27 protein-coding genes are annotated in these 26,814 nt (G+C 70.2%); 12 read left to right on the forward strand and 15 right to left on the reverse strand.

What is annotated here, in order from left to right:
• Window positions 1-105 precede the first annotated feature (105 nt).
• The 3 genes from radA to ACFY1U_RS47475 all read left to right on the forward strand — a co-directional run bounded on the left by radA (window position 106) and on the right by ACFY1U_RS47475 (window position 3,324).
• Window positions 106-1,515 carry a DNA repair protein RadA gene (gene radA / locus ACFY1U_RS47465; RefSeq protein WP_390700321.1) on the forward strand — a complete coding sequence of 470 codons (1,410 nt, stop codon included), beginning with the start codon at window positions 106-108 and terminating at the stop codon, window positions 1,513-1,515.
• A gap of 81 nt (window positions 1,516-1,596) precedes the next feature.
• The gene (disA, locus tag ACFY1U_RS47470; protein ID WP_390700322.1) at window positions 1,597-2,721 is read left to right on the forward strand and encodes a DNA integrity scanning diadenylate cyclase DisA; all 1,125 of its coding nucleotides are present in this window, start codon (window positions 1,597-1,599) and stop codon (window positions 2,719-2,721) included.
• Window positions 2,722-2,859: 138 nt separating this feature from the next.
• Complete coding sequence (locus ACFY1U_RS47475; RefSeq protein WP_390700323.1) at window positions 2,860-3,324, forward strand: ricin-type beta-trefoil lectin domain protein; 465 nt, start codon at window positions 2,860-2,862, stop codon at window positions 3,322-3,324.
• A 98-nt stretch (window positions 3,325-3,422) separates the two neighbouring features.
• Here ACFY1U_RS47475 and ACFY1U_RS47480 read toward each other — a convergent pair whose 3' ends face one another.
• On the reverse strand, window positions 3,423-4,235 hold the full coding sequence (locus tag ACFY1U_RS47480; protein ID WP_390700324.1) for a hypothetical protein: 813 nt from the start codon (window positions 4,233-4,235) through the stop codon (window positions 3,423-3,425).
• Between the two features lie 150 nt (window positions 4,236-4,385).
• On the opposite strand from ACFY1U_RS47480, the gene ACFY1U_RS47485 reads away from it, so the two are divergent.
• From ACFY1U_RS47485 to cseC, 5 genes are all read left to right on the forward strand, one after another.
• On the forward strand, window positions 4,386-5,342 hold the full coding sequence (locus tag ACFY1U_RS47485) for an A/G-specific adenine glycosylase (protein WP_390700325.1): 957 nt from the start codon (window positions 4,386-4,388) through the stop codon (window positions 5,340-5,342).
• Between the two features lie 263 nt (window positions 5,343-5,605).
• Complete coding sequence (locus tag ACFY1U_RS47490) at window positions 5,606-6,145, forward strand: SigE family RNA polymerase sigma factor (protein WP_030942678.1); 540 nt, start codon at window positions 5,606-5,608, stop codon at window positions 6,143-6,145.
• Window positions 6,133-6,777 carry a hypothetical protein gene (locus ACFY1U_RS47495; RefSeq protein ID WP_390700326.1) on the forward strand — a complete coding sequence of 215 codons (645 nt, stop codon included), beginning with the start codon at window positions 6,133-6,135 and terminating at the stop codon, window positions 6,775-6,777. Before ACFY1U_RS47490 ends, ACFY1U_RS47495 begins: the two co-directional genes overlap by 13 nt.
• A 77-nt stretch (window positions 6,778-6,854) precedes the next feature.
• Window positions 6,855-7,559, forward strand: coding sequence for a two-component system response regulator CseB (gene cseB / locus ACFY1U_RS47500; RefSeq protein WP_390700327.1), 705 nt, complete (start codon window positions 6,855-6,857; stop codon window positions 7,557-7,559).
• Entirely contained in the window at window positions 7,448-8,917 is a 1,470-nt protein-coding gene (gene cseC, locus ACFY1U_RS47505) for a two-component system sensor histidine kinase CseC (RefSeq protein WP_390700415.1), read from the forward strand. Before cseB ends, cseC begins: the two co-directional genes overlap by 112 nt.
• A gap of 245 nt (window positions 8,918-9,162) precedes the next feature.
• Here the strand turns inward: cseC and ACFY1U_RS47510 are convergent, their stop codons facing one another.
• Complete coding sequence (locus ACFY1U_RS47510) at window positions 9,163-10,746, reverse strand: MDR family MFS transporter (RefSeq protein WP_390700328.1); 1,584 nt, start codon at window positions 10,744-10,746, stop codon at window positions 9,163-9,165.
• Window positions 10,747-10,870: 124 nt separating this feature from the next.
• Between ACFY1U_RS47510 and ACFY1U_RS47515 the strand changes: the two genes are divergently transcribed.
• Window positions 10,871-11,467, forward strand: a complete 597-nt coding sequence (locus tag ACFY1U_RS47515) for a TetR/AcrR family transcriptional regulator (protein WP_390700329.1) — start codon at window positions 10,871-10,873, stop codon at window positions 11,465-11,467.
• A 14-nt stretch (window positions 11,468-11,481) separates the two neighbouring features.
• Here ACFY1U_RS47515 and ACFY1U_RS47520 read toward each other — a convergent pair whose 3' ends face one another.
• Window positions 11,482-12,177, reverse strand: a complete 696-nt coding sequence (locus ACFY1U_RS47520) for a M23 family metallopeptidase (RefSeq protein ID WP_390700330.1) — start codon at window positions 12,175-12,177, stop codon at window positions 11,482-11,484.
• Between the two features lie 447 nt (window positions 12,178-12,624).
• Here ACFY1U_RS47520 and ACFY1U_RS47525 point away from each other — a divergent pair, with 447 nt between their 5' ends.
• A complete protein-coding gene (locus ACFY1U_RS47525; RefSeq protein WP_390700331.1) occupies window positions 12,625-13,224 on the forward strand; it encodes an HAD family acid phosphatase in 600 nt (199 codons plus the stop codon).
• Window positions 13,225-13,292: 68 nt separating this feature from the next.
• On the opposite strand, the gene ACFY1U_RS47530 is transcribed toward ACFY1U_RS47525, so the two are convergent.
• Window positions 13,293-15,818, reverse strand: a complete 2,526-nt coding sequence (locus ACFY1U_RS47530; RefSeq protein ID WP_115906674.1) for an ATP-dependent Clp protease ATP-binding subunit — start codon at window positions 15,816-15,818, stop codon at window positions 13,293-13,295.
• A 431-nt stretch (window positions 15,819-16,249) separates the two neighbouring features.
• On the opposite strand from ACFY1U_RS47530, the gene ACFY1U_RS47535 reads away from it, so the two are divergent.
• Window positions 16,250-16,861 carry an SCO3374 family protein gene (locus tag ACFY1U_RS47535; RefSeq protein ID WP_390700332.1) on the forward strand — a complete coding sequence of 204 codons (612 nt, stop codon included), beginning with the start codon at window positions 16,250-16,252 and terminating at the stop codon, window positions 16,859-16,861.
• An 8-nt stretch (window positions 16,862-16,869) separates the two neighbouring features.
• Here ACFY1U_RS47535 and ACFY1U_RS47540 read toward each other — a convergent pair whose 3' ends face one another.
• The 10 genes from ACFY1U_RS47540 to ACFY1U_RS47585 all read right to left on the reverse strand — a co-directional run bounded on the left by ACFY1U_RS47540 (window position 16,870) and on the right by ACFY1U_RS47585 (window position 25,104).
• Entirely contained in the window at window positions 16,870-17,205 is a 336-nt protein-coding gene (locus ACFY1U_RS47540) for an Lsr2 family protein (protein ID WP_007498879.1), read from the reverse strand.
• A 273-nt stretch (window positions 17,206-17,478) separates the two neighbouring features.
• The gene (locus tag ACFY1U_RS47545; protein ID WP_390700333.1) at window positions 17,479-18,030 is read right to left on the reverse strand and encodes an amino-acid N-acetyltransferase; all 552 of its coding nucleotides are present in this window, start codon (window positions 18,028-18,030) and stop codon (window positions 17,479-17,481) included.
• 9 nt (window positions 18,031-18,039) lie between these two features.
• Window positions 18,040-18,471 carry a BlaI/MecI/CopY family transcriptional regulator gene (locus tag ACFY1U_RS47550; RefSeq protein ID WP_390700334.1) on the reverse strand — a complete coding sequence of 144 codons (432 nt, stop codon included), beginning with the start codon at window positions 18,469-18,471 and terminating at the stop codon, window positions 18,040-18,042.
• Window positions 18,472-18,627: 156 nt separating this feature from the next.
• Window positions 18,628-18,807 carry a hypothetical protein gene (locus tag ACFY1U_RS47555; protein WP_390700335.1) on the reverse strand — a complete coding sequence of 60 codons (180 nt, stop codon included), beginning with the start codon at window positions 18,805-18,807 and terminating at the stop codon, window positions 18,628-18,630.
• 72 nt (window positions 18,808-18,879) lie between these two features.
• On the reverse strand, window positions 18,880-19,539 hold the full coding sequence (locus ACFY1U_RS47560) for a hypothetical protein (protein WP_390700416.1): 660 nt from the start codon (window positions 19,537-19,539) through the stop codon (window positions 18,880-18,882).
• A 129-nt stretch (window positions 19,540-19,668) separates the two neighbouring features.
• On the reverse strand, window positions 19,669-20,466 hold the full coding sequence (locus ACFY1U_RS47565; protein WP_365831606.1) for a type III pantothenate kinase: 798 nt from the start codon (window positions 20,464-20,466) through the stop codon (window positions 19,669-19,671).
• Window positions 20,467-20,475: 9 nt separating this feature from the next.
• Complete coding sequence (gene nadC / locus ACFY1U_RS47570; protein ID WP_390700336.1) at window positions 20,476-21,453, reverse strand: carboxylating nicotinate-nucleotide diphosphorylase; 978 nt, start codon at window positions 21,451-21,453, stop codon at window positions 20,476-20,478.
• 5 nt (window positions 21,454-21,458) lie between these two features.
• Window positions 21,459-23,180, reverse strand: coding sequence for an L-aspartate oxidase (locus tag ACFY1U_RS47575; RefSeq protein WP_390700337.1), 1,722 nt, complete (start codon window positions 23,178-23,180; stop codon window positions 21,459-21,461).
• Entirely contained in the window at window positions 23,177-24,178 is a 1,002-nt protein-coding gene (panC, locus tag ACFY1U_RS47580) for a pantoate--beta-alanine ligase (RefSeq protein ID WP_390700338.1), read from the reverse strand. The genes ACFY1U_RS47575 and panC overlap by 4 nt, the downstream gene beginning before the upstream one ends.
• On the reverse strand, window positions 24,175-25,104 hold the full coding sequence (locus ACFY1U_RS47585; protein WP_390700339.1) for a Rossmann-like and DUF2520 domain-containing protein: 930 nt from the start codon (window positions 25,102-25,104) through the stop codon (window positions 24,175-24,177). The genes panC and ACFY1U_RS47585 overlap by 4 nt, the downstream gene beginning before the upstream one ends.
• A 184-nt stretch (window positions 25,105-25,288) precedes the next feature.
• On the opposite strand from ACFY1U_RS47585, the gene ACFY1U_RS47590 reads away from it, so the two are divergent.
• On the forward strand, window positions 25,289-26,539 hold the full coding sequence (locus ACFY1U_RS47590; RefSeq protein WP_390700340.1) for a threonine aldolase family protein: 1,251 nt from the start codon (window positions 25,289-25,291) through the stop codon (window positions 26,537-26,539).
• Here the strand turns inward: ACFY1U_RS47590 and ACFY1U_RS47595 are convergent.
• Window positions 26,529-26,744, reverse strand: a complete 216-nt coding sequence (locus ACFY1U_RS47595; RefSeq protein ID WP_390700341.1) for a hypothetical protein — start codon at window positions 26,742-26,744, stop codon at window positions 26,529-26,531. The genes ACFY1U_RS47590 and ACFY1U_RS47595 overlap by 11 nt on opposite strands.
• Between the last annotated feature and the right edge of the window lie 70 nt (window positions 26,745-26,814).

The raw sequence follows: 26,814 nt of genomic DNA on the forward strand, positions 1-26,814 counted from the left end.
ATGGCTGGTTCGCGGAGTGTCGGATCATGTGCTCGGCCGGTGGGCGGCGAGCGTCCGCGTCCGGACCGTCCGGCGTTGTCAGTGGCCTCGGTTACGGTTCTCCGCATGGCTGCCCGTACCAAGTCCACCAAGGACCGCCCGTCCTACCGCTGCACGGAGTGCGGCTGGCAGACGGCCAAGTGGCTCGGTCGCTGCCCCGAGTGCCAGGCGTGGGGGACGATCGAGGAGTACGGCGCGCCCGCGGTCCGTACGACGACACCGGGGCGCGTCACCACCTCCGCGGTGCCCATCGGCCAGGTCGACGGGCGCCAGGCCACCGCCCGCTCGACCGGTGTGCCCGAGCTGGACCGGGTGCTCGGCGGCGGGCTGGTACCCGGCGCCGTGGTGCTGCTGGCGGGCGAGCCCGGCGTCGGCAAGTCGACGCTGCTGCTGGACGTGGCGGCCAAGTCGGCGAGCGACGAGCACCGCACGCTGTATGTCACGGGTGAGGAGTCGGCGAGCCAGGTGCGGCTGCGCGCCGACCGGATCAAGGCCATCGACGACCATCTGTATCTCGCCGCCGAGACCGATCTGGCCGCCGTCCTCGGCCACTTGGACGCGGTGAAGCCGTCGCTGCTCATCCTCGACTCCGTGCAGACCGTGGCCTCCCCGGAGATCGACGGCGCCCCCGGCGGCATGGCTCAGGTCCGCGAGGTGGCCGGCGCGCTCATCCGCGCCTCCAAGGAGCGCGGGATGTCGACCCTCCTTGTGGGCCATGTCACCAAGGACGGAGCCATCGCCGGGCCCCGGCTCCTGGAACACCTCGTGGACGTCGTCCTGCACTTCGAGGGCGACCGGCACGCGCGCCTGCGGCTCGTCCGGGGCGTCAAGAACCGCTACGGCGCCACGGACGAGGTCGGCTGCTTCGAACTGCACGACGAGGGCATCACGGGCCTCGCCGACCCGAGCGGACTTTTCCTGACCAGACGTGCCGAACCGGTCCCCGGTACCTGTCTCACGGTCACCTTGGAGGGCCGCCGCCCCTTGGTCGCCGAGGTCCAGGCGCTCACCGTCGACTCGCAGATCCCCTCGCCGCGCCGTACGACCTCGGGTCTTGAGACCTCGCGCGTCTCGATGATGCTCGCCGTCCTGGAGCAGCGCGGCCGGATCAGCGCGCTCGGCAAGCGGGACATCTACTCCGCGACGGTCGGCGGGGTGAAGCTCTCCGAGCCCGCCGCCGACCTCGCCGTCGCCCTCGCACTGGCCTCGGCCGCCAGCGACACCCCGCTGCCCAAGAACCTGGTCGCGATCGGCGAGGTCGGCCTCGCGGGCGAGGTCAGACGGGTCACGGGCGTCCAGCGGCGACTCGCCGAAGCACACCGCCTGGGCTTCACCCACGCGCTCGTTCCGGGCGACCCGGGCAAGATCCCTTCCGGGATGAAGGTCCTGGAAGTCGCCGACATAGGGGACGCTCTGAGAGTCCTTCCACGCTCCCGTCGCCGAGAGGCCCCACGGGACGAGGAGGACCGCCGGTAGACTTTGCCCTGGTCTCGCCCGTCCGTACGAACAGAATGTGCGACACGGGGGCGCCCCAGAACCTGCGACCGGAGGAGTGCAGTGGCAGCCAACGACCGGGCGGCAGCTCCCGGAAAGTCCGGCGGGAGTTCCGGTGCCGATGGCCTGATGCGCGCCTCACTGAGCGCCGTGGCTCCCGGCACGGCCCTGCGCGACGGGCTCGAGCGGGTACTCCGCGGCAACACGGGCGGTCTCATCGTGCTCGGCTTCGACCGGACGGTCGAAACCATGTGCACCGGCGGTTTCGTGCTGGACGTCGAGTTCACGGCCACCCGCCTGCGCGAGCTGTGCAAGCTCGACGGCGGCATCGTGCTCTCCTCCGACCTGTCGAAGATCCTCCGGGCGGGCGTCCAGTTCGTGCCCGACGCCACGATCCCGACCGAGGAGACGGGCACCCGGCACCGCACCGCGGACCGCATCTCCAAGCAGGTCGGCTTCCCGGTCGTCTCCGTCTCCCAGTCGATGCGCCTGATCGCCCTGTACGTCGACGGTCAGCGCCGCGTCCTGGAGGACTCCGCGGCGATCCTGTCCCGTGCCAACCAGGCCCTCGCGACCCTGGAGCGCTACAAGCTCCGCCTGGACGAGGTCGCGGGCACGCTGTCCGCGCTGGAGATCGAGGACCTGGTGACGGTCCGCGATGTGTCGGCGGTGGCCCAGCGCCTGGAGATGGTGCGCCGCATCGCCACGGAAATCGCCGAATACGTGGTCGAACTGGGCACCGACGGGCGTCTTCTCGCCCTGCAGCTGGACGAGTTGATCGCGGGCGTGGAGCCCGAGCGCGAACTGGTCGTCCGGGACTACGTCCCCGAGCCCACCGCCAAGCGCTCCCGCACGGTCGACGAGGCCCTCTACGAGCTGGACGCCCTCACCCACGCCGAGCTCCTCGAACTTCCCACGGTGGCAAGGGCGCTGGGCTACACGGGCTCACCGGAAGCGCTCGACTCGGCGGTCTCGCCCCGAGGCTTCCGCCTCCTCGCCAAGGTGCCGCGCCTCCCGGGCGCCATCATCGACCGTCTCGTGGAGCACTTCGGGGGCCTGCAGAAACTGCTCGCCGCAAGCGTCGACGACCTCCAGACGGTGGACGGCGTGGGCGAGGCCCGGGCCCGCAGCGTTCGGGAAGGTCTTTCGCGGCTGGCCGAGTCCTCCATTCTGGAGCGGTACGTCTGATTCCGGCCGGGTGCCCCAACTCGCTTGCACCTTCCCTCAGTTGACTCAAATGACCTTGCCTGCGGCGATCACGGCGGGGTAACTTTCCCTCGACCAAAGTGTTCGATTTCCAATTCGAACCGTGTAGGGGGAAGTCTCATGAACAAGCGCCTCATCGGCACGTTCGTCGCCGCGGCGGTTCTCGCCCCGGCCCTGACCCTTGCGGGCACAGGGCAGGCGTTCGCCGCCGGCAACCGCGTGACCTGGAAGAACAACTGGTACGGCGGGTATCTGATGTACGTCAACAGCCGGGTCCGTTTGTCGGGGGACGGCGTAGACCCCGGCCAGAGCTCGACCGTGTGGTGGACCGAGTACAGGCAGTCCGACGGCACCTACTTGATGAAGTTTGGCAACGGGAAGTGCCTCGACAGCAACAGCGACGGTGACGTGTACCTGCTCGACTGCAACGGTGGCAACTACCAGAAGTGGTACGAGAACCACGACTCCTCCGGCTGGGTCCTCAAGGACAAGGCCACCGGGCTCGTTCTCGACACGGGGGGCACCGGAGTGGTCTACACCGACAGGCAGGCCGGCTCCCCGAACGCGGCCCAGCACTGGAGCTGAACCTCAGTTCACACCACAGTGAAGAGACACCCCCGGCCTCGTCGAGACCGGGGGTGTCCCCTTTCCCGACCGTCCCGGACGGCCCGCAGAGGCCCTGCTCAGTCGGCCGACAGCACAAAGGACGCCTGCACCTTCCCGAACCCGGGCGCCGAGGCCTCCACCAGATACGTGCCGTACCCGGCAGACCCCGCCGCAGGCGTCGCGCACTCGGGAGCACTCGGCTTCCGGTCCCACTTCACGGAGTAGGTGATACTGCTGCGGTTGGGCACCCGGAACACCAGGTTCCCGGTGCCCTGGGGGCAGTCCGCGGAGGACCAGTAGTTGCTGTGGCTGTCCGCCTGGGTGATCGTCAACACCGCGCTCTTCGGCCCGAGATCGATCTTGCAGTCGAAGCCCGAGGTGTTCGTGGCGGTCAGCAGCAGCGTGGGCGTCTGACCGGGCGAGTACGTGTTGCGCAGGCTACGCATGGACAATCTCACGGAGCTCGTCGTGCAGTTGGGGATCGAGGAACTCGCCGGAATCGCGTCGCCCCGGCCGACCCCGATACCGGAGCCGGCACCGGCCGTACCGCCGCCGGACGACCCGTCGGAGCCCCCGGCCCCGGAGTCCGAACCGGAACCGGACCCCGAACTGCTCCCGGAATCCGACCCGCTGGAGCCCCCGCCGCTCGACTCGTCGCGCCCGCCGGGCGCTTGGCTGATCGCGGGACCCGAACTCGACGGCCCCGCAGTGATCGTGGGTGCGGGGGTGTTGCCGTTCGCCCCGTCGTCCTTCTTGCCGCCGCCACCGCCCGACAGGACGATCCACGTGATCAGCAGCGCCAACAAGGCCACCACAGACACGAGTACGGCCCTCCGGCGCCAGTAGATGGAGGAGGGGAGCGGCCCGACAGGATTGCGCAGAGATCCCACGGCGCAAACTGTACGAGAGATCGAGCGGTTCGCTGGCCCCACCCGCCGCCGGTTCGTCAACTTTTCCGGATCATCATTCCGGTCCGCACGACGCACCGCGCGCGGGACGGCGGCCCAACGGACCGAGGCCATGGCAGGATCGGAAACGCCATGACTGCGCCCACTAAGCCCCCGCACAGCAGCCCCGCCGACGGCCCGGACGACACCTTCGCCGGCTCCCCTCTCGGCGAGGACCACGAGACCCTCCATGCCTCCGTCATCGACTGGTTCGACGAACACGCCCGCGACCTGCCGTGGCGGCTCCCGGAAGCCGGCCCCTGGGGTGTGATGGTCAGCGAGTTCATGCTGCAGCAGACGCCGGTCAGCCGCGTGCTGCCCGTCTACGAGCAGTGGCTGGCCCGCTGGCCGCGCCCCGCCGACCTGGCCCGGGAGGCACCGGGTGAGGCAGTCCGCGCCTGGGGGCGGCTCGGCTACCCGCGCCGCGCCCTGCGACTGCACGGCGCCGCCGTGGCCATAACGGAACGGCACGGCGGGGACGTACCGACCGACCACGCCCAGCTCCTCGCGCTGCCCGGCATCGGCGAGTACACGGCCGCGGCCGTCGCCTCCTTCGCGTACGGGCAGCGGCACGCGGTGCTCGACACCAACGTCCGCCGGGTCTTCGCGCGTGCCGTTACGGGCGTCCAGTACCCGCCGAACGCGACCACCGCCGCCGAACGCAAGCTGGCCCGCGCGCTGTTGCCCGAGGACGAGAGGACCGCCGCGCGATGGGCGGCCGCCTCCATGGAACTGGGCGCACTCGTCTGCACCGCCAAGAACGAGAGCTGCCACCGCTGCCCCATCGCCGCGCAGTGCGCCTGGCGGCTCGCGGGCAAGCCCGAGCACGAGGGGCCCCCGCGGCGCGGCCAGACGTACGCGGGGACGGACCGACAGGTGCGCGGCAAGCTGCTCGCCGTCCTGCGTGAGGCCCATGCGCCCGTGCCGCAGTCGGCCCTCGACCGGGTGTGGCACGAGCCGGTGCAGCGCGCGCGGGCGCTCGACGGGCTCGTGGCGGACGGTCTCGTGGAGCCGCTGTCCGGTGGTTTGTATCGGCTGCCGTTGACGTAACCCCTCGTAACATCACGCCGGATTACATACACTCGCCCTACCAAATCGCCCCATAGCAGCGCAATTCGGTGCAGCTGTTTACCCCGTTCCTACGTCCGTTACACAACCGACGTACAGCCGATTGCTAGCCGAGCGTTGTCCCGGACAACGCCGTGACAACACCTCCGTAGCTTCATTTGCGTGCCCGGCAGAAGCGGGCTGTTACGGAACAGGCCGGCGACGACCAAGCCGGCCGGGCAACGGGGATCGGGAGGCGGTTCGACATGGCGCAGGGCGAGGTGCTCGAGTTCGAGGAGTATGTCCGCACGCGGCAGGACGCGCTGCTGCGCAGCGCCCGTCGGCTGGTCCCGGACCCCGTGGACGCTCAGGACCTGCTCCAGACCGCCCTGGTGCGGACCTACGGCCGCTGGGAGGGCATCGCGGACAAGCGCCTCGCGGACGCCTACCTGCGCCGCGTGATGATCAACACGCGCACCGAGTGGTGGCGGGCCCGGAAACTGGAGGAGGTCCCCACCGAGCAGCTGCCGGACGCCTCGGTCGACGACTCCACCGAGCAGCACGCGGACCGCGCTCTGCTGATGGACATCATGAAGGTGCTGGCTCCCAAGCAGCGAAGCGTCGTGGTCCTGCGACACTGGGAGCAGATGTCGACGGAGGAGACGGCCGCGGCCCTGGGCATGTCGGCCGGAACGGTCAAGAGCACGCTGCACCGGGCGCTCGCCCGGCTCCGCGAGGAGCTGGAGAGCCGCGATCTGGACGCACGCGCGCTGGAGCGTGGGGAGCAGGAGCGTTGCGCGGTCTGACCGGCTCGGGCCGAGGGACCTTGCAGGCGGCGTACACGGCGGTGGCCGTGCTCGCCGCCCTCGCCCTTTTTGTCTCCGCCTGCGGTACCGGCGGCACCGGCGCCCGTGACGAGGGCCCGGCGCACGCCGACTCGGTGATGGGCGCCGCTGCCACGCCCACCGCCTCGCCCACGCCCGGCTCCTCGAAGACCGCACATGTGGACGCGGTCAAGCTCGTCAAGGACGACCCCATGGTCTCGGCGGAGGTCAAGCGCGGCCTGAAGCCGTGCGTCGCGGACGAGTACCCGATCGAGGCGACGTACGGCAAACTGACCGGCGGATCCGCCGACGACATAGTGGTGAACGTGTGGACCTGCGGGGACGAGATCGGGGTCGGCTCATACGTGTATCGCGAACGAGGCGGTCGGTACGAGAATGTCTTCCAGGCCGAGGAACCCCCCGTCTACGCGGAGATAGACCGCGGCGACCTGGTGGTGGCCAAGCAGGTGTACGAGAAGGACGATCCGATGTCGAGTCCGTCCGGTGAGATCGTGACCACGTACATCTGGGCCTCGGGCCACTTCGTCAAGCGGTTCAACACGCGCAACGAGTACGGCAACGCCGCCGGGGGCGACGCGTCGCCGTCTTCGTGAACCGTTCGGGCCGCTCGGACCGATCACCCGGCAGCAGTGCGCACGCCACGACCGACACGAGAACTGAGAGCAGCGGGATGGCAGACCAGACCCACGTCCTGTTCGTCGAGGACGACGACGTCATCCGCGAGGCCACCCAGCTCGCCCTGGAGCGGGACGGCTTCGCGGTCACCGCGATGCCCGACGGGCTGTCCGGCCTGGAGGCGTTCCGGGCGAACCGCCCCGACATCGCGCTGCTCGACGTCATGGTGCCCGGACTGGACGGCGTGAGCCTGTGCCGCCGTATCCGCGACGAGTCGACCGTGCCGGTGATCATGCTGTCGGCGCGTGCCGACTCGATCGACGTCGTACTGGGCCTGGAGGCGGGCGCCGACGACTATGTGACCAAGCCGTTCGACGGTGCCGTGCTGGTCGCGCGCATCCGGGCGGTGCTGCGGCGCTTCGGGCACGCCGGCGGCGGCGACCGGGCCGACGAGGCCCCTTCCGAGGTGGCCGGCGGGGTGCTGAGCTTCGGCGATCTTGAGATCGACACCGAGGGCATGGAGGTGCGCCGGGCCGGGCAGCCGGTGGCGCTGACGCCGACCGAGATGCGGCTCCTGTTGGAGTTCTCCTCCGCGCCGGGCACGGTCCTGTCGCGCGACAAGCTGCTGGAGCGCGTGTGGGACTACGGCTGGGGCGGGGACACGCGCGTGGTGGACGTCCACGTGCAGCGACTGCGCACGAAGATCGGCCAGGACCGGATCGAGACGGTCCGCGGCTTCGGCTACAAGTTGAAGGCCTGAGCGGGGACACCAAGGACATGCGGGGGATCTTCCGGAGCCCTGCCGCTGCGAAAGCCGCAGCCGGTACGGGCATGCGCACGGGCCTCAGATGGAAGCTCAGCGCGGCCATCGCACTGGTCGGCGCACTGGTGGCGATCGCACTGAGCCTGGTCGTGCACAACGCGGCCCGGGTCTCGATGCTGGACAACGCGCGCGACCTCGCGGACGAGCGCATCCAGATCGCGGCGCGCAACCCCAGCCGGACCGTCTTCCCCGACATCAAGATCGACGACCCGCAGTTGCCCCCGGCGCTGCGGGCGAAGGTCGAGGAGGGTGAGGGTCGGCGGGCGACGTATGTGACCGACCGGCCGGGCGGCCCGCCGGACATCTGGGCGGCCATGCCGGTCAACGGGCATGTGCTGTCGCTGCACACCGGGTTCACCGACCGCAGCACGAACATCCTCAAGGATCTCGACCAGGCCCTGGTGATCGGCTCCATCGCGGTGGTCCTCGGCGGCAGCGCGCTGGGCGTGCTCATCGGCGGCCAGCTCTCGCGCCGGCTGCGCAAGGCGGCGGCCGCCGCGAACCAGGTCGCCAGGGGCGAGTCGGACGTACGGGTCCGGGACGCCATCGGCGGCGTCGTACGGGACGAGACCGACGACCTGGCGCGTGCGGTGGACGCCATGGCGGACACTCTGCAGCAGCGGCTCGAGGCCGAGCGCCGGGTCACCGCGGACATCGCGCACGAGCTGCGCACCCCGGTGACGGGCCTGCTGACGGCCGCCGAACTGCTCCCGCCGGGCCGCCCGACGGAGCTGGTCCTGGACCGCGCGAAGGCGATGCGCACCCTGGTCGAGGACGTCCTGGAGGTGGCCCGCCTCGACAGCGCCTCCGAGCGGGCCGAGCTGCAGGACATCCTGCTCGGCGAGTTCGTCACCCGGCGGGTGGCGGCGAAGGACCCGGCCGTCGAGGTGCGGGTGGTGCACGAGTCGATGGTCACGACCGATCCGCGCCGCCTGGAGCGTGTGCTGATCAACCTGCTCGCCAACGCCGCCCGGCACGGCAAGCCGCCGATCCAGGTCACCGTCGAGGGCCGGGTCATCCGGGTCCGCGACCACGGGCCCGGCTTCCCGTCCGACCTCCTCGCCGAGGGCCCGAGCCGCTTCCGCACGGGCAGCGCCGACCGCGCGGGCCACGGCCACGGCCTCGGCCTCACGATCGCCGCCGGCCAGGCTCGCGTCCTGGGCGCCCGCCTGACCTTCCGCAACGTACGCCCGGCGGGCGCACCGGATCATGTACCGGCGGAGGGAGCGGTGGCGGTGCTGTGGCTGCCGGAGCATGCCCCGACGAACACGGGCAGTCACCCGATGCTGCCGTAGACAATTCCCGATCCCCCACCTTTTGGCGCCGGGCAGGCAACGTCAGCCCGTCCGGCGTTCACGTTTCGGCCGGGCAGGCAATGTCAGCCCGTCCGGCGTTTGAGGACGAGGCCGTTCAGGCCGATCGGGGGTCCAGGGGGCGGAGCCCCCTGGGACGGGACGGGTAGGGGCGGCGGGGGCGAGGGAGCACGACGAAGGCCCCCCGGGGCGGACACCCACCGGGGGACCTTCAGCTCACTCGCGGCTCAGACGGCCTCGACGACCGGCGCCTGCGCCACCGCCTCCGCGTCGTCGCCGGACTTGGGCGCAGCCGGCCCCGTCCCCCGCAGCGCGACTTCCTTCACGAAGACCGCCGCCACCAGCGCGCCCACGGCCACCACAGACCCGAGCAGGAAGGCGGAGTGCGTGCCCGCGGACACCGCGTGCTGGTACGCCTCCCGCGCCACGGCCGGCAGCTTCGCCAGGCTCTTGGCGTCCAGCGCCGCCGACTTCTCGGTGATCTTCGCCCCCAGCGCCCCGGCCCGCTCGGACATGACGTGCTGGACCCGGTTGTTGAACAGCGCGCCCATGATCGCGACACCGAAGGACGAACCGAGCGTACGGAACAGGGTGGTCGAGGAGGACGCGACACCCATGTCCTTCATCTCCACGCTGTTCTGCGCGACCAGCATGGTGATCTGCATCAGGCAGCCCATGCCCAGCCCCACGACCGCCATGAACACACCGGACGTGAACCGCGAGGTGCCGGTGTCCATCGTGGACAGCAGATAGAGCCCGACGGTCATCAGGACACTGCCGACGACCGGGAAGACCTTGTAGCGACCGGTGTTGGTGGTCACCCGCCCCGCCACCATCGAGGTGACCAGCATCGCCCCGAGCATCGGCAGCAGCAGCAACCCGGAGTTGGTCGCGGACGCACCCTGCACGGACTGCTGGTACAGCGGCAGGTACAGCGTCGCGCCGAACATCACGAACCCGGTGATGAAGCCGATGAGCGACATCAGCGTGAAGTTACGGCTGCGGAAGATGTGCAGCGGCACGATCGGCTCGGCGGCCTTCGTCTGCCAGAACACGAACCCGATGAGCGCGGCGACGCCGATCCCGATGAGCTCCATGATCCGCGCGGACGTCCACGCGTACTGCGTACCGCCCCAGGTGGTGACCAGCACGATCGAGGTGATGCCGATGGTCAGCAGCGCGACACCGAGGTAGTCGATACCCGCCTTCGCCCGCTTCTTCGGCAGATGCAGTACGGCACTGATCAGACCGAGCGCCACGACGCCGAGCGGCAGGTTGATGTAGAACGACCAGCGCCAGCCCCAGTTGTCGGTGATGGTGCCGCCGACCAGCGGGCCGCCGATCATCGCGAGCGCCATGACGCCGGCCATCATGCCCTGGTACTTGCCGCGCTCCCGCGGCGGTATCAGGTCACCGATGATCGCCATGACACCGACCATCAGACCACCCGCGCCAAGGCCCTGGATCGCGCGGAAACCGATCAGCTCGCTCATGTTCTGCGCCATGCCGCTGAGCGCGGAGCCGATCAGGAAGATCACGATCGACGTCATGAAGGCGCCCTTGCGCCCGTACATGTCGCCGAGCTTGCCCCAGATCGGGGTGGAGGCCGCGGTCGCGAGCGTGTACGCCGTGACCACCCAGGACAGATGCTCGAGTCCCCCGAGCTCGCCCACGATGGTCGGCATCGCGGTGCCCACGATCATGTTGTCGAGCATCGCGAGCATCATGGTGATCATGAGCGCGAGCAGCACGACCCGTACGCTCTTCGGCTGTTTGTCCGGCTTCGTCTCGACCGTCTGCGTGTCCGCCATCGTCCCCACTCCCCTGGGCATTCCCCTCGGTCGGCTACTTACTTGCCGCCCGGCTAGTTGACTACACTGGGAAGGTAGCCCCGTAACTAGCCGGGCGTCAAGTAAGTTTCTCTGGAGTGCGAGGATGGGCGGCACCATGGACGGCACCAAGCAGCAGCGCCGCGGAGACACCCGCCAGCGCATTCAGGACGTGGCGCTCGAACTCTTCGCCGAGCAGGGCTACGAGAAGACGTCGTTGCGCGAGATCGCCGAGCGCCTGGACGTCACCAAGGCGGCGCTCTACTACCACTTCAAGACGAAGGAAGAGATCCTCGTCAGCATCTTCGACGACCTCTCCCAGCCGATCGTGGAACTGATCGAGTGGGGCAAGGGACAGCCGCAGTCACTGGAGACCAAGCACGAGATCATCCGCCGCTACAGCGACACCCTGGCCGGTGCGGCCCCGCTCTTCCGCTTCATGCAGGAGAACCAGAGCACGGTGAAGGAACTGCGCATCGGTGAGACCTTCCGCAACCGGATGATGGGCATGCGCGACATCCTCATCGACCCGGACGCCGAGCTGATCGACCAGGTGCGCTGCGTCAGCGCGATGTTCACGCTGCATGCCGGCATGTTCGCGCTGGGAGACATCGAGGCCGACCCCGAGGACAAGCGCAAGGCGGTCCTCGAAGTCGCCACCGACCTGGTGACCCGGGCGCACCGGGCCACCCACCCGTCCTAGACGGACAGCCCGCCTCAGACGGTGACGCCCTTGGAACGCAGGAAGGCGACCGGGTCGACGGCCGACCCGTAGTTCGCGGTCCTACGGATCTCGAAGTGCAGGTGCGGGCCACTGGAGTTACCGGTGTTCCCGGACCGGGCTATGTGCTGGCCGGTGGCGACGACCTGGCCGACCCTGACGTCGATCCGCGACAGATGGGCGTACTGCGAGTAGGTCCCGTTGCCGTGCCTGATCACGATGGCGTTTCCGTACGCGGGCCCGTCCCCGGCGCCGTTGCCGCCGGCCTTGACGACGGTGCCGCCGTGCGCGGCGACGACGTCCGTGCCGCTCGGGACCGCGAAGTCCTGCCCGCTGTGGGTGGACTGCCACATGCTGCCGGCCTGGTTGAAGCTCGCGGAGAGCCGGTACTTCTTCACCGGGTGCATCCAGGAGGCGGCCTTCCTGGCGGCAGCGGCCTTGGCGGCCTTCTCGGCGGCTGCCTTCTTGGCGGCGGCTGTCTGGGCGGCCTTCTTCGCGCTCGCGGCGGCCTTGGCCTGCGCGGCGGCCTGCGCCTTGACGGCGCCGGCCGCACTGGACGCGGAAGTGCCATCGGCGGCGGCCGCGACCCCTGCCCCCAGCACGACCGACATTCCGAGCCCGGCGGCCAGGACGGCCGCGCGGCTGCGCAGCAGGGACGTACGGGAAGAACGGGACGTGACACGCGAAGACATGGAAACCTCGGGAGGACGGGGGCAGAGAAAACCACCCGGCGCACAAGCGGCTGCCGGATGGACCATCCCTTGGTAACCCCGAGACCCACCAAGCCCAAAACGTGTGATGTACGACGGCTCCTAGTACTTCACCCCAAAACTTCCCTCTCCTTGACACAGCTCCAATAACGGACGAATCATTCGGCGACGGCAGAATCACCTCTGGGGTTCCAGAAAAGCGACGCTTTCCCCTCCCGTCGGACCTCCCACTATCCGCCCTAGTACCGGCCGAATCGCCTGTGCGTCATGTCACCGCCCGGCAAGATCCACCCTCCCTGCAAACAGCCCGTCATGTGACGCACATCTCTGGCCACTTACCGCCCGGTAACCCTACGGTTCCCCTCACGCCACCCTCGGCGCCGAACATGCACAGGACAACGGCATACGGACGTGAGAGGACCCCCCACCATGACGAGCAGACGCCCCTGGGCGCTCCGCGCAGTGGTCACCGCAGTCTCCGCAGCTGCCCTCGTGGCCCTGGCCACCCCCGCCGACGCAGCGACGAGCGCCTCGGGCGTCGACTACGCGACCTGGCAGAAGGACTGCCAGACGGTGATGGACCAGGCCCTGCCCTATCTGAAGGAGCGGATCGCCGCTGCCCAGCCGGGCGAGAAGCAGGCGATCGTCTTCGACATCGACAACACCACGCTGGAGACGGACTTCGGCTTCAGCTTCCCGCAGCCGGCCAACAAGCCCGTCCTGAACGTCGCCCAGTACGCCCAGGAGCACGGCGTCTCGCTCTTCTTCGTCACCGCCCGCCCGGGCATCATCGAAGAGCCCACCGAGTGGAACCTCGAGCACGACGGCTACGACGTCTCCGGCCTGTACGTCCGCGGCTTCTTCGACCTGTTCAAGGACGTCGCCGCCTACAAGACCGCCCAGCGCGTCGACATCGAGAACAAGGGCTACGACATCATCGCGAACATCGGCAACAGCGCCACCGACCTCTCGGGGGGCCACGCCGACAAGACCTTCAAACTCCCGGACTACAACGGGCAGTTGTCGTAACCGCAGACAGACATGACGAAGGGGCCGGTGCTCGAAAGCACCGGCCCCTTCTGGCGTCGCCGTGAGGCCTACGCCTCCTTGCTCAGGTTCGGCCCGGCACCGCCGGCCGCCTGCTCGATCGGCGGGACGTCGGGCAGCGCCGACTTCTCCTCGCCGCGGAAGGTGAAGGTCTGGCTGTCGCCCTCGCCCTCGGTGTCCACGACCACGATGTGACCGGGACGCAGCTCACCGAAGAGGATCTTCTCGGAGAGCGTGTCCTCGATCTCGCGCTGGATGGTGCGGCGCAGCGGCCGCGCACCCAGCACCGGGTCGTAACCCTTCTTGGACAGCAGTTCCTTGCTGGACTGGGAGAGCTCGATGCCCATGTCCCGGTCCTTGAGGCGCTCGTCCACCTTGCTGATCATCAGGTCGACGATCGCGAGGATGTCGGCCTGGGTCAGCTGCGGGAAGACGACCACGTCGTCGACGCGGTTGAGGAACTCGGGGCGGAAGTGCTGCTTGAGCTCGTCCGAGACCTTGTTCTTCATGCGCTCGTAGTTGGACTTGGTGTCACCCTGCGCCGCGAAGCCCAGGTTGAAGCCCTTGGAGATGTCCCGGGTGCCGAGGTTGGTCGTCATGATGATGACCGTGTTCTTGAAGTCCACGACCCGGCCCTGGGAGTCGGTCAGACGACCGTCCTCCAGGATCTGCAGCAGCGAGTTGAAGATGTCCGGGTGGGCCTTCTCGACCTCGTCGAAGAGGACGACGGAGAACGGCTTGCGGCGGACCTTCTCGGTCAGCTGGCCGCCCTCTTCGTAGCCCACGTATCCGGGGGGCGAACCGAAGAGACGCGACACCGTGTGCTTCTCGCTGAACTCCGACATGTCGAGGGAGATCAGCGCGTCCTCGTCACCGAAGAGGAACTCGGCGAGGGCCTTGGAGAGTTCGGTCTTACCGACACCGGACGGGCCGGCGAAGATGAACGAACCACCGGGACGCTTCGGGTCCTTGAGGCCCGCGCGCGTACGACGGATCGCCTTCGACAGCGCCTTGACGGCGTCGACCTGGCCGATGACGCGCTTGTGGAGCTCGTCCTCCATGCGCAGCAGGCGGCTCGACTCCTCCTCGGTCAGCTTGAAGACCGGGATGCCGGTGGCGGTCGCGAGGACCTCGGCGATCAGCTCGCCGTCGACCTCGGCGACGACGTCCATGTCGCCGGCCTTCCACTCCTTCTCCCGCTTGGCCTTGGCAGCCAGGAGCTGCTTCTCCTTGTCGCGCAGGGAGGCGGCCTTCTCGAAGTCCTGCGAGTCGATCGCGGACTCCTTGTCGCGGCGCACGCCCGCGATCTTCTCGTCGAACTCGCGCAGGTCCGGCGGAGCGGTCATCCGGCGGATGCGCATCCGGGAACCGGCCTCGTCGATCAGGTCGATCGCCTTGTCCGGCAGGAAGCGGTCCGAGATGTACCGGTCGGCCAGGGTGGCCGCCTGGACCAGCGCCTCGTCGGTGATGGAGACGCGGTGGTGGGCCTCGTAACGGTCGCGCAGACCCTTGAGGATCTCGATCGTGTGCGGCAGGGACGGCTCGGCGACCTGGATCGGCTGGAAGCGGCGCTCGAGGGCCGCGTCCTTCTCCAGGTGCTTGCGGTACTCGTCCAGCGTGGTCGCACCGATGGTCTGCAGCTCACCGCGGGCCAGCATCGGCTTCAGGATCGAAGCGGCGTCGATGGCGCCCTCGGCGGCACCCGCACCGACCAGCGTGTGCAGCTCGTCGATGAACAGGATGATGTCACCGCGGGTGCGGATCTCCTTGAGCACCTTCTTCAGGCGCTCCTCGAAGTCACCGCGGTAGCGGGAGCCGGCGACCAGCGCGCCGAGGTCCAGGGTGTAGAGGTGCTTGTCCTTGAGGGTCTCGGGCACCTCGCCCTTGACGATGGCCTGGGCGAGACCCTCGACGACGGCGGTCTTGCCGACGCCGGGCTCACCGATCAGGACCGGGTTGTTCTTGGTACGGCGGGACAGCACCTGCATGACCCGCTCGATCTCCTTCTCGCGCCCGATGACCGGGTCGAGCTTGGACTCACGAGCGGCCTGGGTGAGGTTCCGGCCGAACTGGTCGAGGACCAGGGACGTCGAGGGCGTGCCCTCGGCAGGCCCGCCGGCGGCGGCGGTCTCCTTGCCCTGGTAACCGGAGAGCAGCTGGATGACCTGCTGCCGCACCCGGTTGAGATCTGCACCCAGCTTGACCAGGACCTGGGCGGCGACGCCCTCGCCCTCACGGATCAGGCCGAGCAGGATGTGCTCCGTGCCGATGTAGTTGTGGCCCAGCTGAAGGGCCTCGCGGAGCGACAGCTCCAGGACCTTCTTGGCACGGGGGGTGAAGGGGATGTGCCCGGACGGGGCCTGCTGGCCCTGGCCGATGATCTCCTCCACCTGCTGGCGGACCGCCTCGAGCGAAATCCCGAGGCTCTCAAGGGCCTTGGCGGCGACACCCTCACCCTCGTGGATCAGGCCCAGGAGGATGTGCTCGGTGCCGATGTAGTTGTGGTTGAGCATCCGGGCTTCTTCCTGAGCCAGGACGACAACCCGCCGCGCGCGGTCGGTGAACCTCTCGAACATCGTTAATCGCTCCTCAGAGCGGTCAGGCAGTGGGGGGAACTTCCCCTCCCTGTCCTTCCGCAGCTTAGTCCCGCAAGCGGGGACCGCTCATTCCAACTGCCGACACCGTCGATGGCCTCCTGACCCGTGACGCCGACATCTGCTCCAACCCGATGGTGCGAGACGATGTTCCCGCAGGCCAGGTGGTTACTCTCACCATCAGTACGCCGATGGCGAACGTGAGACCACCTTGCCTGCGTGTCGCCCCCTCCCACTAGGGATGTCTTACCCGCTGGGACTGACACTCCATGCCGCGCGCACCGGTTCCCTCCGCTATGGGCGAACAACCCTTGCGCTACCCCGCACCCTCGCACGCCCCCTTTTTCGACACTCTTCGCATCTGTCAGAACACCCAGCGTAACTTGCAAGCTCTTCGGGCGGTTGCCCTTGGCATGGTTGGCAGCCTCTCCACGGTCCCGCTCCCCCGTCGGCCGATCGATCCGGGCGATCGGGTCAGCCGGTTCTACGAGAACGAACTGGGCTGGGCGACAGTGCCCGCGCGCGCGGGAATCCCCGGGTCGCCGGTGCGGCTCCGCGTGGGCGACCGCTTCGACGTCCTGGACGTCCCGGCCGAGGCGGGCCGGGCGGGCCTGCGCCATCTCGCGCCGGCCTCTCCGGTGGCCGTGCAGGGGGGCCGGATGCGGCTGCTGGTGGCCGCGGGCAGCGCGGAGGAGCTGCCGGGGCTGCTGGACTGGCTGGAGTGGGGGGCGCTGGCGCTCGACCTGAGGGCGCTCGGCACGGGCTGCGTCATGGACGCGCCACTGCCGCCCGGGACGCCGTCGGCGGGTGTACGGCCGGTGGGCCGCTCGGGCGTGCAGGGGGCCGCCGTATGGCTGCGGCCCCCCGAGCCGGGGTGCGCGGTCGAGGCCTCGCTGCCGACGCTGTCGGCTGTGAGGGGCGGTGGGGGCGCCCCCGATCTCGTGCGACTTGTGGACACGGTGGCAACGCACTGCCACCGGCTGCGGCTGCGGCGCGCATGCGCCCAGCCGTTGGCCCTGCCGTAGACCAGCGATCAGGCGTTGGCCTTCTCGTAGGCCTCGCGGATGGACGCCGGGACACGGCCGCGGTCGTTGACCTCGTAACCGTTCTCCTTCGCCCAGGCGCGGATCTGCGCGGTGTCCTGGCTGCCACCGGAGGCGGCGCGTGCCTTTCCGCGTCCGCCCGAAGCGCGACCTCCGGTACGACGACCACCCTTCACGTAAGGCTCGAGAAGGCCACGGAGCTTGTCCGCATTGGCGGTCGTGAGATCGATCTCGTAAGTCTTGCCGTCCAACGCGAACGTGACGGTCTCGTCCGCCTCGCCGCCGTCGAGGTCGTCGACAAGAAGGACCTGAACCTTCTGTGCCACCGGATTTCCTTTCATCCATAACTTGAGGGCCGGGGGCCTGCGGCGTCCGCCGTTTCGCCGTCCCCTGTTATATGCAGTACTGCAGTACGTCGGAAAGCAAACCGCTTTTGCGGGAAAAACACAAACCCCTTGGAGAGACTGAGCGAGACACTGAGCGCGAGACCCAGTGCGGGGCCGACTCCCGGGCAGAGACCCACTCCGTCCGGAAACATACGCGTTTCGGACATAGGGAACCGGGGCACGGTCGGCGGAATACGTCTCGGTGATCGGCGATCACAGATGCAGAAGCATCCGGCTGTTGCCCAAGGTGTTCGGTTTCACCCGTTCGAGACCCAGGAACTCCGCTACGCCTTCGTCATAGGAACGCAGTAGCTCCGCGTAGACATCGGTGTCGACGGGTGTCTCCCCGATCTCGACGAAGCCGTGCTTGGCGAAGAAGTCCACTTCGAAGGTCAGACAGAAAACGCGACGAACGCCCAGCCAGCGCGCGGTGTGCAGCAACTTCTCCAGCAACTGGTGCCCGACACCGGCGCCCTTCAGGCCGGGCTTCACCGCAAGAGTGCGGACTTCCGCGAGGTCTTCCCACATCACATGCAGCGCGCCGCAGCCGACCACCTCGGCGTTGTCGTCCCGTTCGGCGACCCAGAACTCCTGGATGTCCTCGTAAAGGGTGACCGTCGCTTTGTCGAGCAGGATGCGGCCGCGTACGTAGGTGTCAAGGAGACGGCGCACGGCCGGTACATCGCTGGTGCGGGCCCGCCGGACAGTGATGGCTTTAGCGCTGACTTCGGGGCCTTCGGGACCTTCGGGACTCATCGCTGACATGAGCGGACGCTATCGCCCGTCGCCCTCCGGTGCCGAGCCGGGGTTCTCGCCGGCCGTATCACTGCCGGTATCCGGCGCCGCTTCGGGTGTTTCCGGCCCTTGGACGATGCGTACGGCGTCACTGAGGGCGCCTCGCTGTTCATCGCTCATCATCCCGAAGAAGGCGACGAGAGCGGCCGCGGGGTTGTCGCTCTGCGACCAGGCGTCGTTCATCAGAGCGGCCGCGTAGGCGGCCCTGGTGGAGACGGCCTCATATCGATAGGCGCGGCCTTCCGCCTCCCGGCGCACCCAGCCCTTCTGATGGAGATTGTCCAAAACGGTCATCACCGTGGTGTACGCGATGGACCGTTCCTGCTGAAGGTCTTCCAGGACTTCTCGAACGGTCACCGGGCGGTTCCACTTCCACACCCGCGTCATGACCGCGTCTTCGAGTTCTCCCAATGGGCGAGGCACACCTCAGCACAATAGTGGGAGAACTCCCCATTGGCGCCCCGGACGGGCACTTTCCCTGCCATACGGCAACAAAAGGGGCGTACGGCTCGAAGGCGCGAGTACGCGCGGGAGCCGTACGCCGAGGGGGCGCCGCCCGGGAGGGACTCAGCCGTCGGTCTTGGCGGGGCCCTGCCGGACCCCGTCCGCGCGCGCGATGGCGGCGTCGACGGCCGCGTCCTCCTTGGCCTTGTTGGCCCCGCCCTGGGTCTTCACGATCACCCTGATCACGCCGATGAAGAACACGGCCATGACGACCGGGGGCACAAGCGCGGAGACGTAGTCCATGCGTCCAGGGTAGCCACGGGGTGGCGGGGCGGACGGGGCGGGGTTGGGGTGGTTTCGACGGTTCGGGCCGGGTCAGCCGGCGGCGAGGTGCCGGGGCGGGTTGGAGCCGGACGGCGGGGTCGGTTTACGGCGGGGGAAGACCTCGCCCGGGGTCGGGATGGGGCGGGCCGGTTTCGGGGCGGCGGGGGCGGGGGCCGGTTTGGGAGCCGCGGGCTTCTCGGCGGGCTTCTTCTCGGGCTTCCTGGCGGGGTCCCGGTCGACGTCCGGCCCGAGATGCTTCCCGGTGCCCTTGAGGCCGCCCTGAAGGGCCGTGAGGCGGTTGCGGGCGGCAGGGACGGTCGGGGCTGCCGGACGGGCCGGATCGCGCGCGAGGCGGGCACGTACGTCCTGCTCGGCGAGCATCCGGCAGCGCCCCAGGAGGACGGAGGCGGCCGGGTTGCCGCGCAGCGCCCGGAGAGCGGCGAGGTCGTCGGGCTCCGGGCGGTACCCGGCGCCCAGCGCCTCCTCGAGGAGCACGAGGTAGTCGCCGGTGGCTGCGGGCAGGGCGGCGCGGTAGCGCGCGAGGTCGGCCACCAGGAAGGCACGCAGTCTGGCGCCCTCGCGCATCGCCTCGTCGAGCGACTCGGCGAGACGGAGGCAGTCCTGGACGTCCCCGGCAGGAGTGGGGCCTGGCTGAAGGGCGAGGGCGAGGGCGCGGCGGAGCACACGCAGCTCCTCCACGCCGAACGCCATGCCGCCGCGTGATCCGTATGGCGTGGGCATGCGGCGACGATACGCGCTAATCAGACAAATTCGACATATTTCGCAACAGGGGGTGGGTGTGGCGCGGCCGAGCCACCCGGTTGCGTCGCGGGACCGGCCTCACATGCGCGCCACGTTCCGCTCGTACACCAGCCGCAGCCCGACCAGGGTCAGCCACGGCTCGTGCTCGTCGATCACCGAGGACTCCCCCAGCACCATGGGTGCCAGTCCGCCGGTCGCGATCACCGTCACGTCGTCCGGGTCCTCCGCCAGCTCCCGTGCCATCCGGGTCACGACCCCGTCGACCTGGCCGGCGAACCCGTAGATGATCCCGGACTGCATCGCCTCGACCGTGTTCTTGCCGATCACGCTCCGCGGCCGGGCCACCTCGATCTTCCGCAGCTGTGCGCCGCGGACGCCGAGCGCCTCGACGGAGATCTCGATACCGGGCGCGATGACGCCGCCGATGTACTCCCCGCGCGCGGAGACGGCGTCGAACGTCGTCGCCGTACCGAAGTCCACGACGATCGCGGGCCCTCCGTACAGCTCGACCGCCGCCACCGCGTTGATGATGCGGTCGGCGCCGACCTCCTTGGGGTTGTCGGTCAGGATCGGCACGCCCGTCTTCACGCCCGGCTCCACCAGCACCGCGGGCACGTCGCCGTAGTACCTGCGCGTCACTTCACGCAGTTCGTGCAGCACGGACGGCACGGTCGCGCAGATCGCGATCCCGTCGATGCCGTCGCCCAGTTCGTCGCCGAGCAGCGGGTGCATGCCCATGAGGCCCTGCAGCAGCACCGCCAGTTCGTCCGCCGTGCGGCGCGCGTCGGTGGAGATGCGCCAGTGCTCGACGATGTCGTCCCCGTCGAAGAGACCCAGGACGGTGTGCGTGTTCCCTACGTCGATCGTCAGCAGCATGGCCGGTACCTACTCCGCCGCTCGCAGGTCGAGGCCGATGTCGAGGATCGGCGAGGAGTGGGTCAGGGCTCCTACGGCGAGGTAGTCGACGCCGGTGTCGGCGTACGCCTTCGCGTTCTCCAGGGTGAGCCGGCCCGACGCCTCCAGGGCTGCGCGGCCGTGCACGAGCGCCACCGCCTCCTCGCACTCGCCGGGCGTGAAGTTGTCCAGGAGGATCAGGTCGGCGCCGGCGTCGACGACCTCGCGCAGCTGGTGCAGCGTGTCGACCTCGACCTCGATCGGGACGTCCGGGAAGGCCTCCCGTACGGCCTTGAAGGCCTGTGCGACCCCGCCCGCGGCGACCACGTGGTTGTCCTTGACCAGGGCCGCGTCCGAGAGCGACATGCGGTGGTTGACGCCGCCGCCGCAGCGGACCGCGTACTTCTCCAAGGAGCGCAGCCCCGGGGTCGTCTTCCGGGTGTCACGCACGCGTGCCTTGGTGCCCTTGAGAACGTCCGCCCACGCGCGCGTGGCGGTCGCGATGCCCGACAGACGGCACACGAGGTTGAGCGCGCTGCGCTCGGCGGTGAGCAGGTCACGCGTGCGCGTGGTCACCGACAGGAGCTTCTGCCCGGCCGCCACCCGGTCGCCGTCCTCGACGTGCCGCTCGACCTCGAACTCGTCCGTGCAGACCACCGAGAGCACCGCTTCGGCGACCCTGAGGCCCGCCACGACACCCGCCTCGCGCGCGGTGAAGTCAGCGGTGGCGACGGCCTCCTCGGGGATGGTCGCGACGGTGGTCACGTCCACACCGTGGTCGAGGTCCTCCTGGATGGCGACATTGGCGATGTCCTCGACCTCCACGGGATCGAGTCCGGCGTCGGCCAGCAGCTGCGCGAGCGCGGGGTCGAGCCCGCACTCCAGGTACTGGGCGTCGGCGTCCGCGCCGCAGGCACAGCCGTCGCCGCAGCCTGAGGACGAGGCGAGGGGAAGATCGGGGGTGCTCACTTCTGTCACTGCTCCTGGGGACGGTGCTGCTGCCGGGTCGGGGGGAAGTCTGGGGTGTCCGTGGTGTGTACGGCCAGCGTCCGGTCGGGATTCAGCCGTACGACGATGTGGCGCCGCCACGCGGTGTCGTCGCGCTCGGCGCGGTCCTCGCGCCAGTGGCAGCCGCGCGTCTCCTCGCGCTGCAGGGCGGCGGCGACCAGGACGCGGGCCACACACAGGAGGTTGGTGGCCTCCCAGGTGTCGACGCCCGGCTCGGACGTCTTGCCGTTCTCGTCGAGGGCGTCGCGGGCCTCGGTGTGCAGCTGCTGGAGCTGTTCTGCGGCCTTGGCGAGGGAGTCTGCGGAGCGCAGGACACCCGCGCCGTCCGTCATGATCCGCTGGATCGCGAAACGGTCCTCCGGTGCGAGGAGGGGGTGGGCGGGCACCTCGGGGTGCTCGACCGGTTCCGGCACGCGCGTGTAGAGGCCGTTTTCGGCGTGGGCGGCGGCGATGTCCTCCGCGATGCGCTCGGCGTACACGAGGCCTTCGAGGAGGGAGTTGGAGGCGAGGCGGTTGGCACCGTGCACACCGGTGCAGGCGACCTCTCCGCACGCGTACAGGCCGGGGACGGTCGTACGGCCCTGGGAGTCCGTGCGGACACCCCCGGAGGCGTGGTGGGCGGCCGGGGCGATCGGGATGGGCTCGGTGACGGGGTCGATGCCGTGGGCGCGGCAGGCGGCGAGGATCGTCGGGAAGCGGTGCTCCCACATGTCGGCGCCGAAGTGCCGGGCGTCAAGGAACATGTGTTCGGCGTCCTGTTCCTGCATGCGGCGCAGGATGCCCTTGGCGACGATGTCCCGGGGCGCCAGCTCGGCCAGTTCGTGCTGCCCGACCATGAAGCGCACGCCGTCGGCGTCGACCAGGTGCGCGCCCTCTCCCCGTACGGCCTCGGAGACCAGGGGCTGCTGGCCCTCGGCGTCGGGGCCCAGGAACAGCACGGTCGGGTGGAACTGCACGAACTCCAGGTCGGAGACCTCCGCGCCCGCGCGCAGGGCGAGCGCCACGCCGTCGCCGGTGGACACCGGGGGGTTGGTGGTCGCGGAGAACACCTGGCCCATGCCGCCGGTCGCGAGGACGACCGCGGGGGCGTGCACGGCCCCTACGCCGTCGTGCTGGCCCTCGCCCATGACGTGCAGGCTCACGCCCGCCGTACGGCCCTGCGCGTCGGTGAGCAGGTCCAGCACCAGCGCGTTCTCGATCGTGCGCAGCCCACGCGCGTGTACGGCCTCGACGAGCGCCCGGGAGACCTCCGCGCCGGTCGCGTCGCCCCCCGCGTGCGCGATGCGGCGGCGGTGGTGACCGCCCTCGCGGGTGAGCTGCAGGTCGCCCTCTTCGGACTCGTCGAAGTGCGCGCCGGTCGCGATGAGGCGGCGCACGGCGTCCGGGCCCTCGGTGACGAGGATGCGTACGGCGTTCTCGTCGCACAGGCCCGCGCCCGCCACCAGGGTGTCGTCGAGGTGCTGTTCGGGGGTGTCGCCCTCGCCGAGGGCTGCGGCGATGCCGCCCTGCGCCCAGCGGGTGGAGCCGTCGTCGAGGCGGGCCTTGGTGACGACGACCGTCTTCAGGCCGGCGGCCTCGCAGCGCAGGGCCGCGGTGAGGCCGGCGACGCCGGAGCCGACGACCACGACGTCCGCGGCGATGGACCACCCTGGGGCGGGGGCGTGCAGTCGTATGCCTGTGCTGGTCACGAGGCGGCTCCGGGGGTTCCGAATACGAGTGGGATGTTGTCGATCAGCCGGGTCGTCCCGACCCGGGCGGCGACGGCCAGGACGGCCTCGCCGGTGAAGTCGTCGTCGATCTCGGTGAAGTCCGAGGGGTCGACGAGGGCCAGGTAGTCCAGTTCGAGCGGCGGCGAAAGCCGCGCCGCGTCGTCGAGGATCAGCCGGGCGGCCGCGCGGACGGCCGTCGGGGCGCCCGGGAGCGCCTTCGCGACGGCGTGCGCGTCGGCGGCCGCGCGGGACTCCCCTATGGCGCTGAGCGCCTCGGCACGCGCGTGCGTGGCGGGCACTTCGAGGGCACGCGCGCGCAGCGCCTCCTGGGCCGCGTGCCGGTCGCTGCCCGCGAACAGCGCGCGGGAGAGGCTGAGCGCCGTGCGCCGCTGCTCGGGCGAGAGGTAGCGGTTGCGGCTGGAAAGGGCGAGGCCGTCCTCCTCGCGCACGGTGGGCACGCCGACGATCTCGACGCCGAAGTTCAGGTCCCGCACCATGCGGCGGATCAGGGCGAGCTGCTGGGCGTCCTTCTGGCCGTACAGGGCGAGGTCGGGACGGGTGAGGTGCAGCAGCTTGGCGACGACGGTGAGCATGCCGTCGAAGTGGCCGGGCCGCGAGGCGCCCTCCAGGCGCGCCCCCATGGGGCCCGCGGTGATGCGCACCTGGGGCTCGCCCCCCGGGTAGACCTCGTCCACCGAGGGCGCGAACACGACGTCCGCACCGGACAGTCCGGCGAGCTCGAGGTCGGCGTCCAGGGTGCGCGGGTAGCGGTCGAGGTCCTCGCCCGCGCCGAACTGCAGGGGGTTCACGAAGACGGTGACGACGACCTCGCCGTCCGGCCCGGCGAGCTCGCGCGCGGTGCGGATCAGCGTGGCGTGGCCCTCGTGCAGGGCACCCATGGTCATCACCACGGCGCGGCGGCCGGCACGCGTGCGTGCGTGCAGTTCGCCGGCGGTGCGCAACAGGGTGGTGGTCATCGGGCGTCTCCCTCGGCGCCGTTGGTCCCGGTGGCGAGTACCCCGAGGAGGTCCTCGGCGAGCTCGGGCTTCAGCAGCCCGTGGGCGAGCGCGCGGTCGGCGGTCGCGCGGGCCATCGCCAGATAGCCGGCGACGGTCTGCGGGGCGTGCTCGCGCAACTCCGCGACGTGCGCGGCGACCGTGCCGGCGTCCCCGCGCGCCACGGGGCCGGTCAGGGCGGCGTCGCCGGAGCGCAGGGCGTTGTCGAGGGCCGCGCCGAGCAGCGGGCCGAGCATCCGGTCGGGGGCCGCGACACCCGCCTCGCGCAGCAGCTCCATGGACTGGGCGACCAGCGTGACCAGGTGGTTCGCGCCGAGCGCGAGCGCCGCGTGGTACAGCGGGCGCATCTCCTCGGCGATCCACTCCGGCTCGCCGCCCATCTCGATCACGAGCGCCTCGGCGGCCAGCCGCAGCTCCTCGGGCGCCGTGACCCCGAAGGAGCACCCGGCCAGGCGCTGGACGTCCACGGGAGTGCCGGTGAAGGTCATCGCCGGATGCAGGGCCAGCGGGAGCGCGCCCGCGCGCAGGGCGGGATCCAGGACCTTGGCGCCGTACCGCCCGGAGGTGTGCACGAGCAGCTGCCCCGGCCGTACGGCACCGGTCTCGGCGAGCCCCTCCACCAGGCCGGGCAGGGTGTCGTCCGGGACGGTCAGCAGGACCAGGTCGGCGCGCTCCAGGACCTCGGCGGGCGGCACCAGCGGCACGTCGGGCAGCAGCTGCGCGGCGCGCCTCCTGGAGGCGTCGGAGACTCCGGAGACGGCCACCGGACGGTGCCCGGCGAGCTGGAGGGACGCGGCCAGCGCGGGGCCCACACGACCGGCGCCGACGACGCCTACGGTGAGCCGCGCGGGACGGTCCCTGGGGTCTGGCTGTTGGCTTGTACTCACGCGACGGCGGCCTTCCGTTCCAGTCCGCTCCGGGTACCGGACGATTTCTCGTCATGTTAACGCGATCGGTTCGAAGGGCGTCCGTTTGTCCACAGGCTGTGGGTTACGCCACGGCACCGGCGTACGGGAAAGCCTGGGGAAATCCGCGTGCCCGCCCGGACCCGCGCGAGGCATGATCCGGGGCATGAGCGATGCGGCGCAGCAGGTCGAGCGGCACCCCGACCCGACATCGGACGAAGACCGGATATCGGACGAGGAGCGGCGTAAGCGGCGCCGTAAGCGGCGCATCGGCGTGTACCGGAGCGCGGAGCGCGTCCTCGCGCGCCCTGGTTTCCTGGGCACGATCCGGGAGCGCCTGGCGCTGCTGGACGGCGCGCAGGACCTCCACGACCTGGACGAGCCGGCGGACATCTACGGCAACGGCGTCGTCGAGGCCCTGGAGGAGAAGGTCGCGGGGCTGCTCGGCAAGGAGGCCGCCGCGTTCTTCCCGACGGGCACCATGGCCCAGCAGGTGGCGCTGCGCTGCTGGGCGGGCCGCACGGGCAGCCCCACCGTCGCCCTGCACGCGCTGGCTCACCCCGAGGTGCATGAGCGGAACGCGTTCAGCCAGGTCAGCGGGCTGCGCCCGGTACGGGTGACGAGCGGGCCCCGGCTGCCGACCGCCGAGGAGGTACGCGACTTCGAGGAGCCCTTCGGGGCGCTGATGCTCGAACTGCCCCTCAGGGACGCCGGTTTCGTGCTGCCGTCCTGGGAGGAACTCACCGAGGTCGTGGCGGCCGCCCGAGAAAGGGACGCCGTCGTGCACTTCGACGGCGCGCGCCTGTGGGAGTCCACCGTCCACTTCGGCCGCCCCCTGGACGAGATCGCGGATCTCGCGGACAGCGTCTATGTGTCCTTCTACAAGTCGCTCGACGGCTTCGGCGGAGCCGCGCTCGCGGGCCCGAAGACCCTCATCGAGGAGGCGAAGACCTGGCGGCACCGGTACGGCGGCCAGATCTTCCAGCAGTTCCCGACGGTGCTGTCGGCCCTCGCCGGGCTGGAGCGGGAACTGCCCCGGCTGCCCGAGTACGTCGCCCACGCGCGCGTGGTGGCCGGCGCGCTGCGCGAGGGGTTCGCGGCGGCCGGGGTGCCCTGGATGCGCGTCCACCCCGAGGTGCCGCACACCAACGAGTTCCAGGTCTGGCTGCCGTACGACCCCGACGTGCTCGCGGAGGCCGCCGTCCGGCACGGAGAGGAGACGGGCACCCTTCTGTTCGCGGACGCCTGGGACCCGAGGGGCCCGGGCCTGGCGTTCACCGAGGTGTCCGTCCGGGCCGCGGGCCTGGAGTGGACCGCCGACGACGTGAAGTCGGCGGTCGCCGAGTTCGTGTCCCGGCTCGAAGAGGAGGCCGACAGGGCGGCAGCGGTCGGCGCGGCCGGGACGGTCAGCAGGTAGAGCGCGTCCGCAGGTGCAGCCACCGGCCCAGGGCCTGCCGTATCCGCCCGTGGGCCCCACGCCCGGCGAGGACCGCGCGGAACTGCAGGTGCTCGCGCACCTCGCGTACGACCTGCCAGTCCTCGGCCCCGGGCGCGGGCGGGCCCGGTTCGCCGAGCTTCCGGGCCCGGTAGGTGTCGAGGAGGTACTGCTGCGTGATGCTCATGGCTGTTCGCCTTCTCGGGACGTGGAGAGGGGGATTCGTGGGCTCCGCGGCTGCCCCGGCGCTCCCAGGC

Source organism: Streptomyces sp. NPDC001351 (genome assembly GCF_042896045.1).
Lineage (GTDB): Bacteria > Actinomycetota > Actinomycetes > Streptomycetales > Streptomycetaceae > Streptomyces.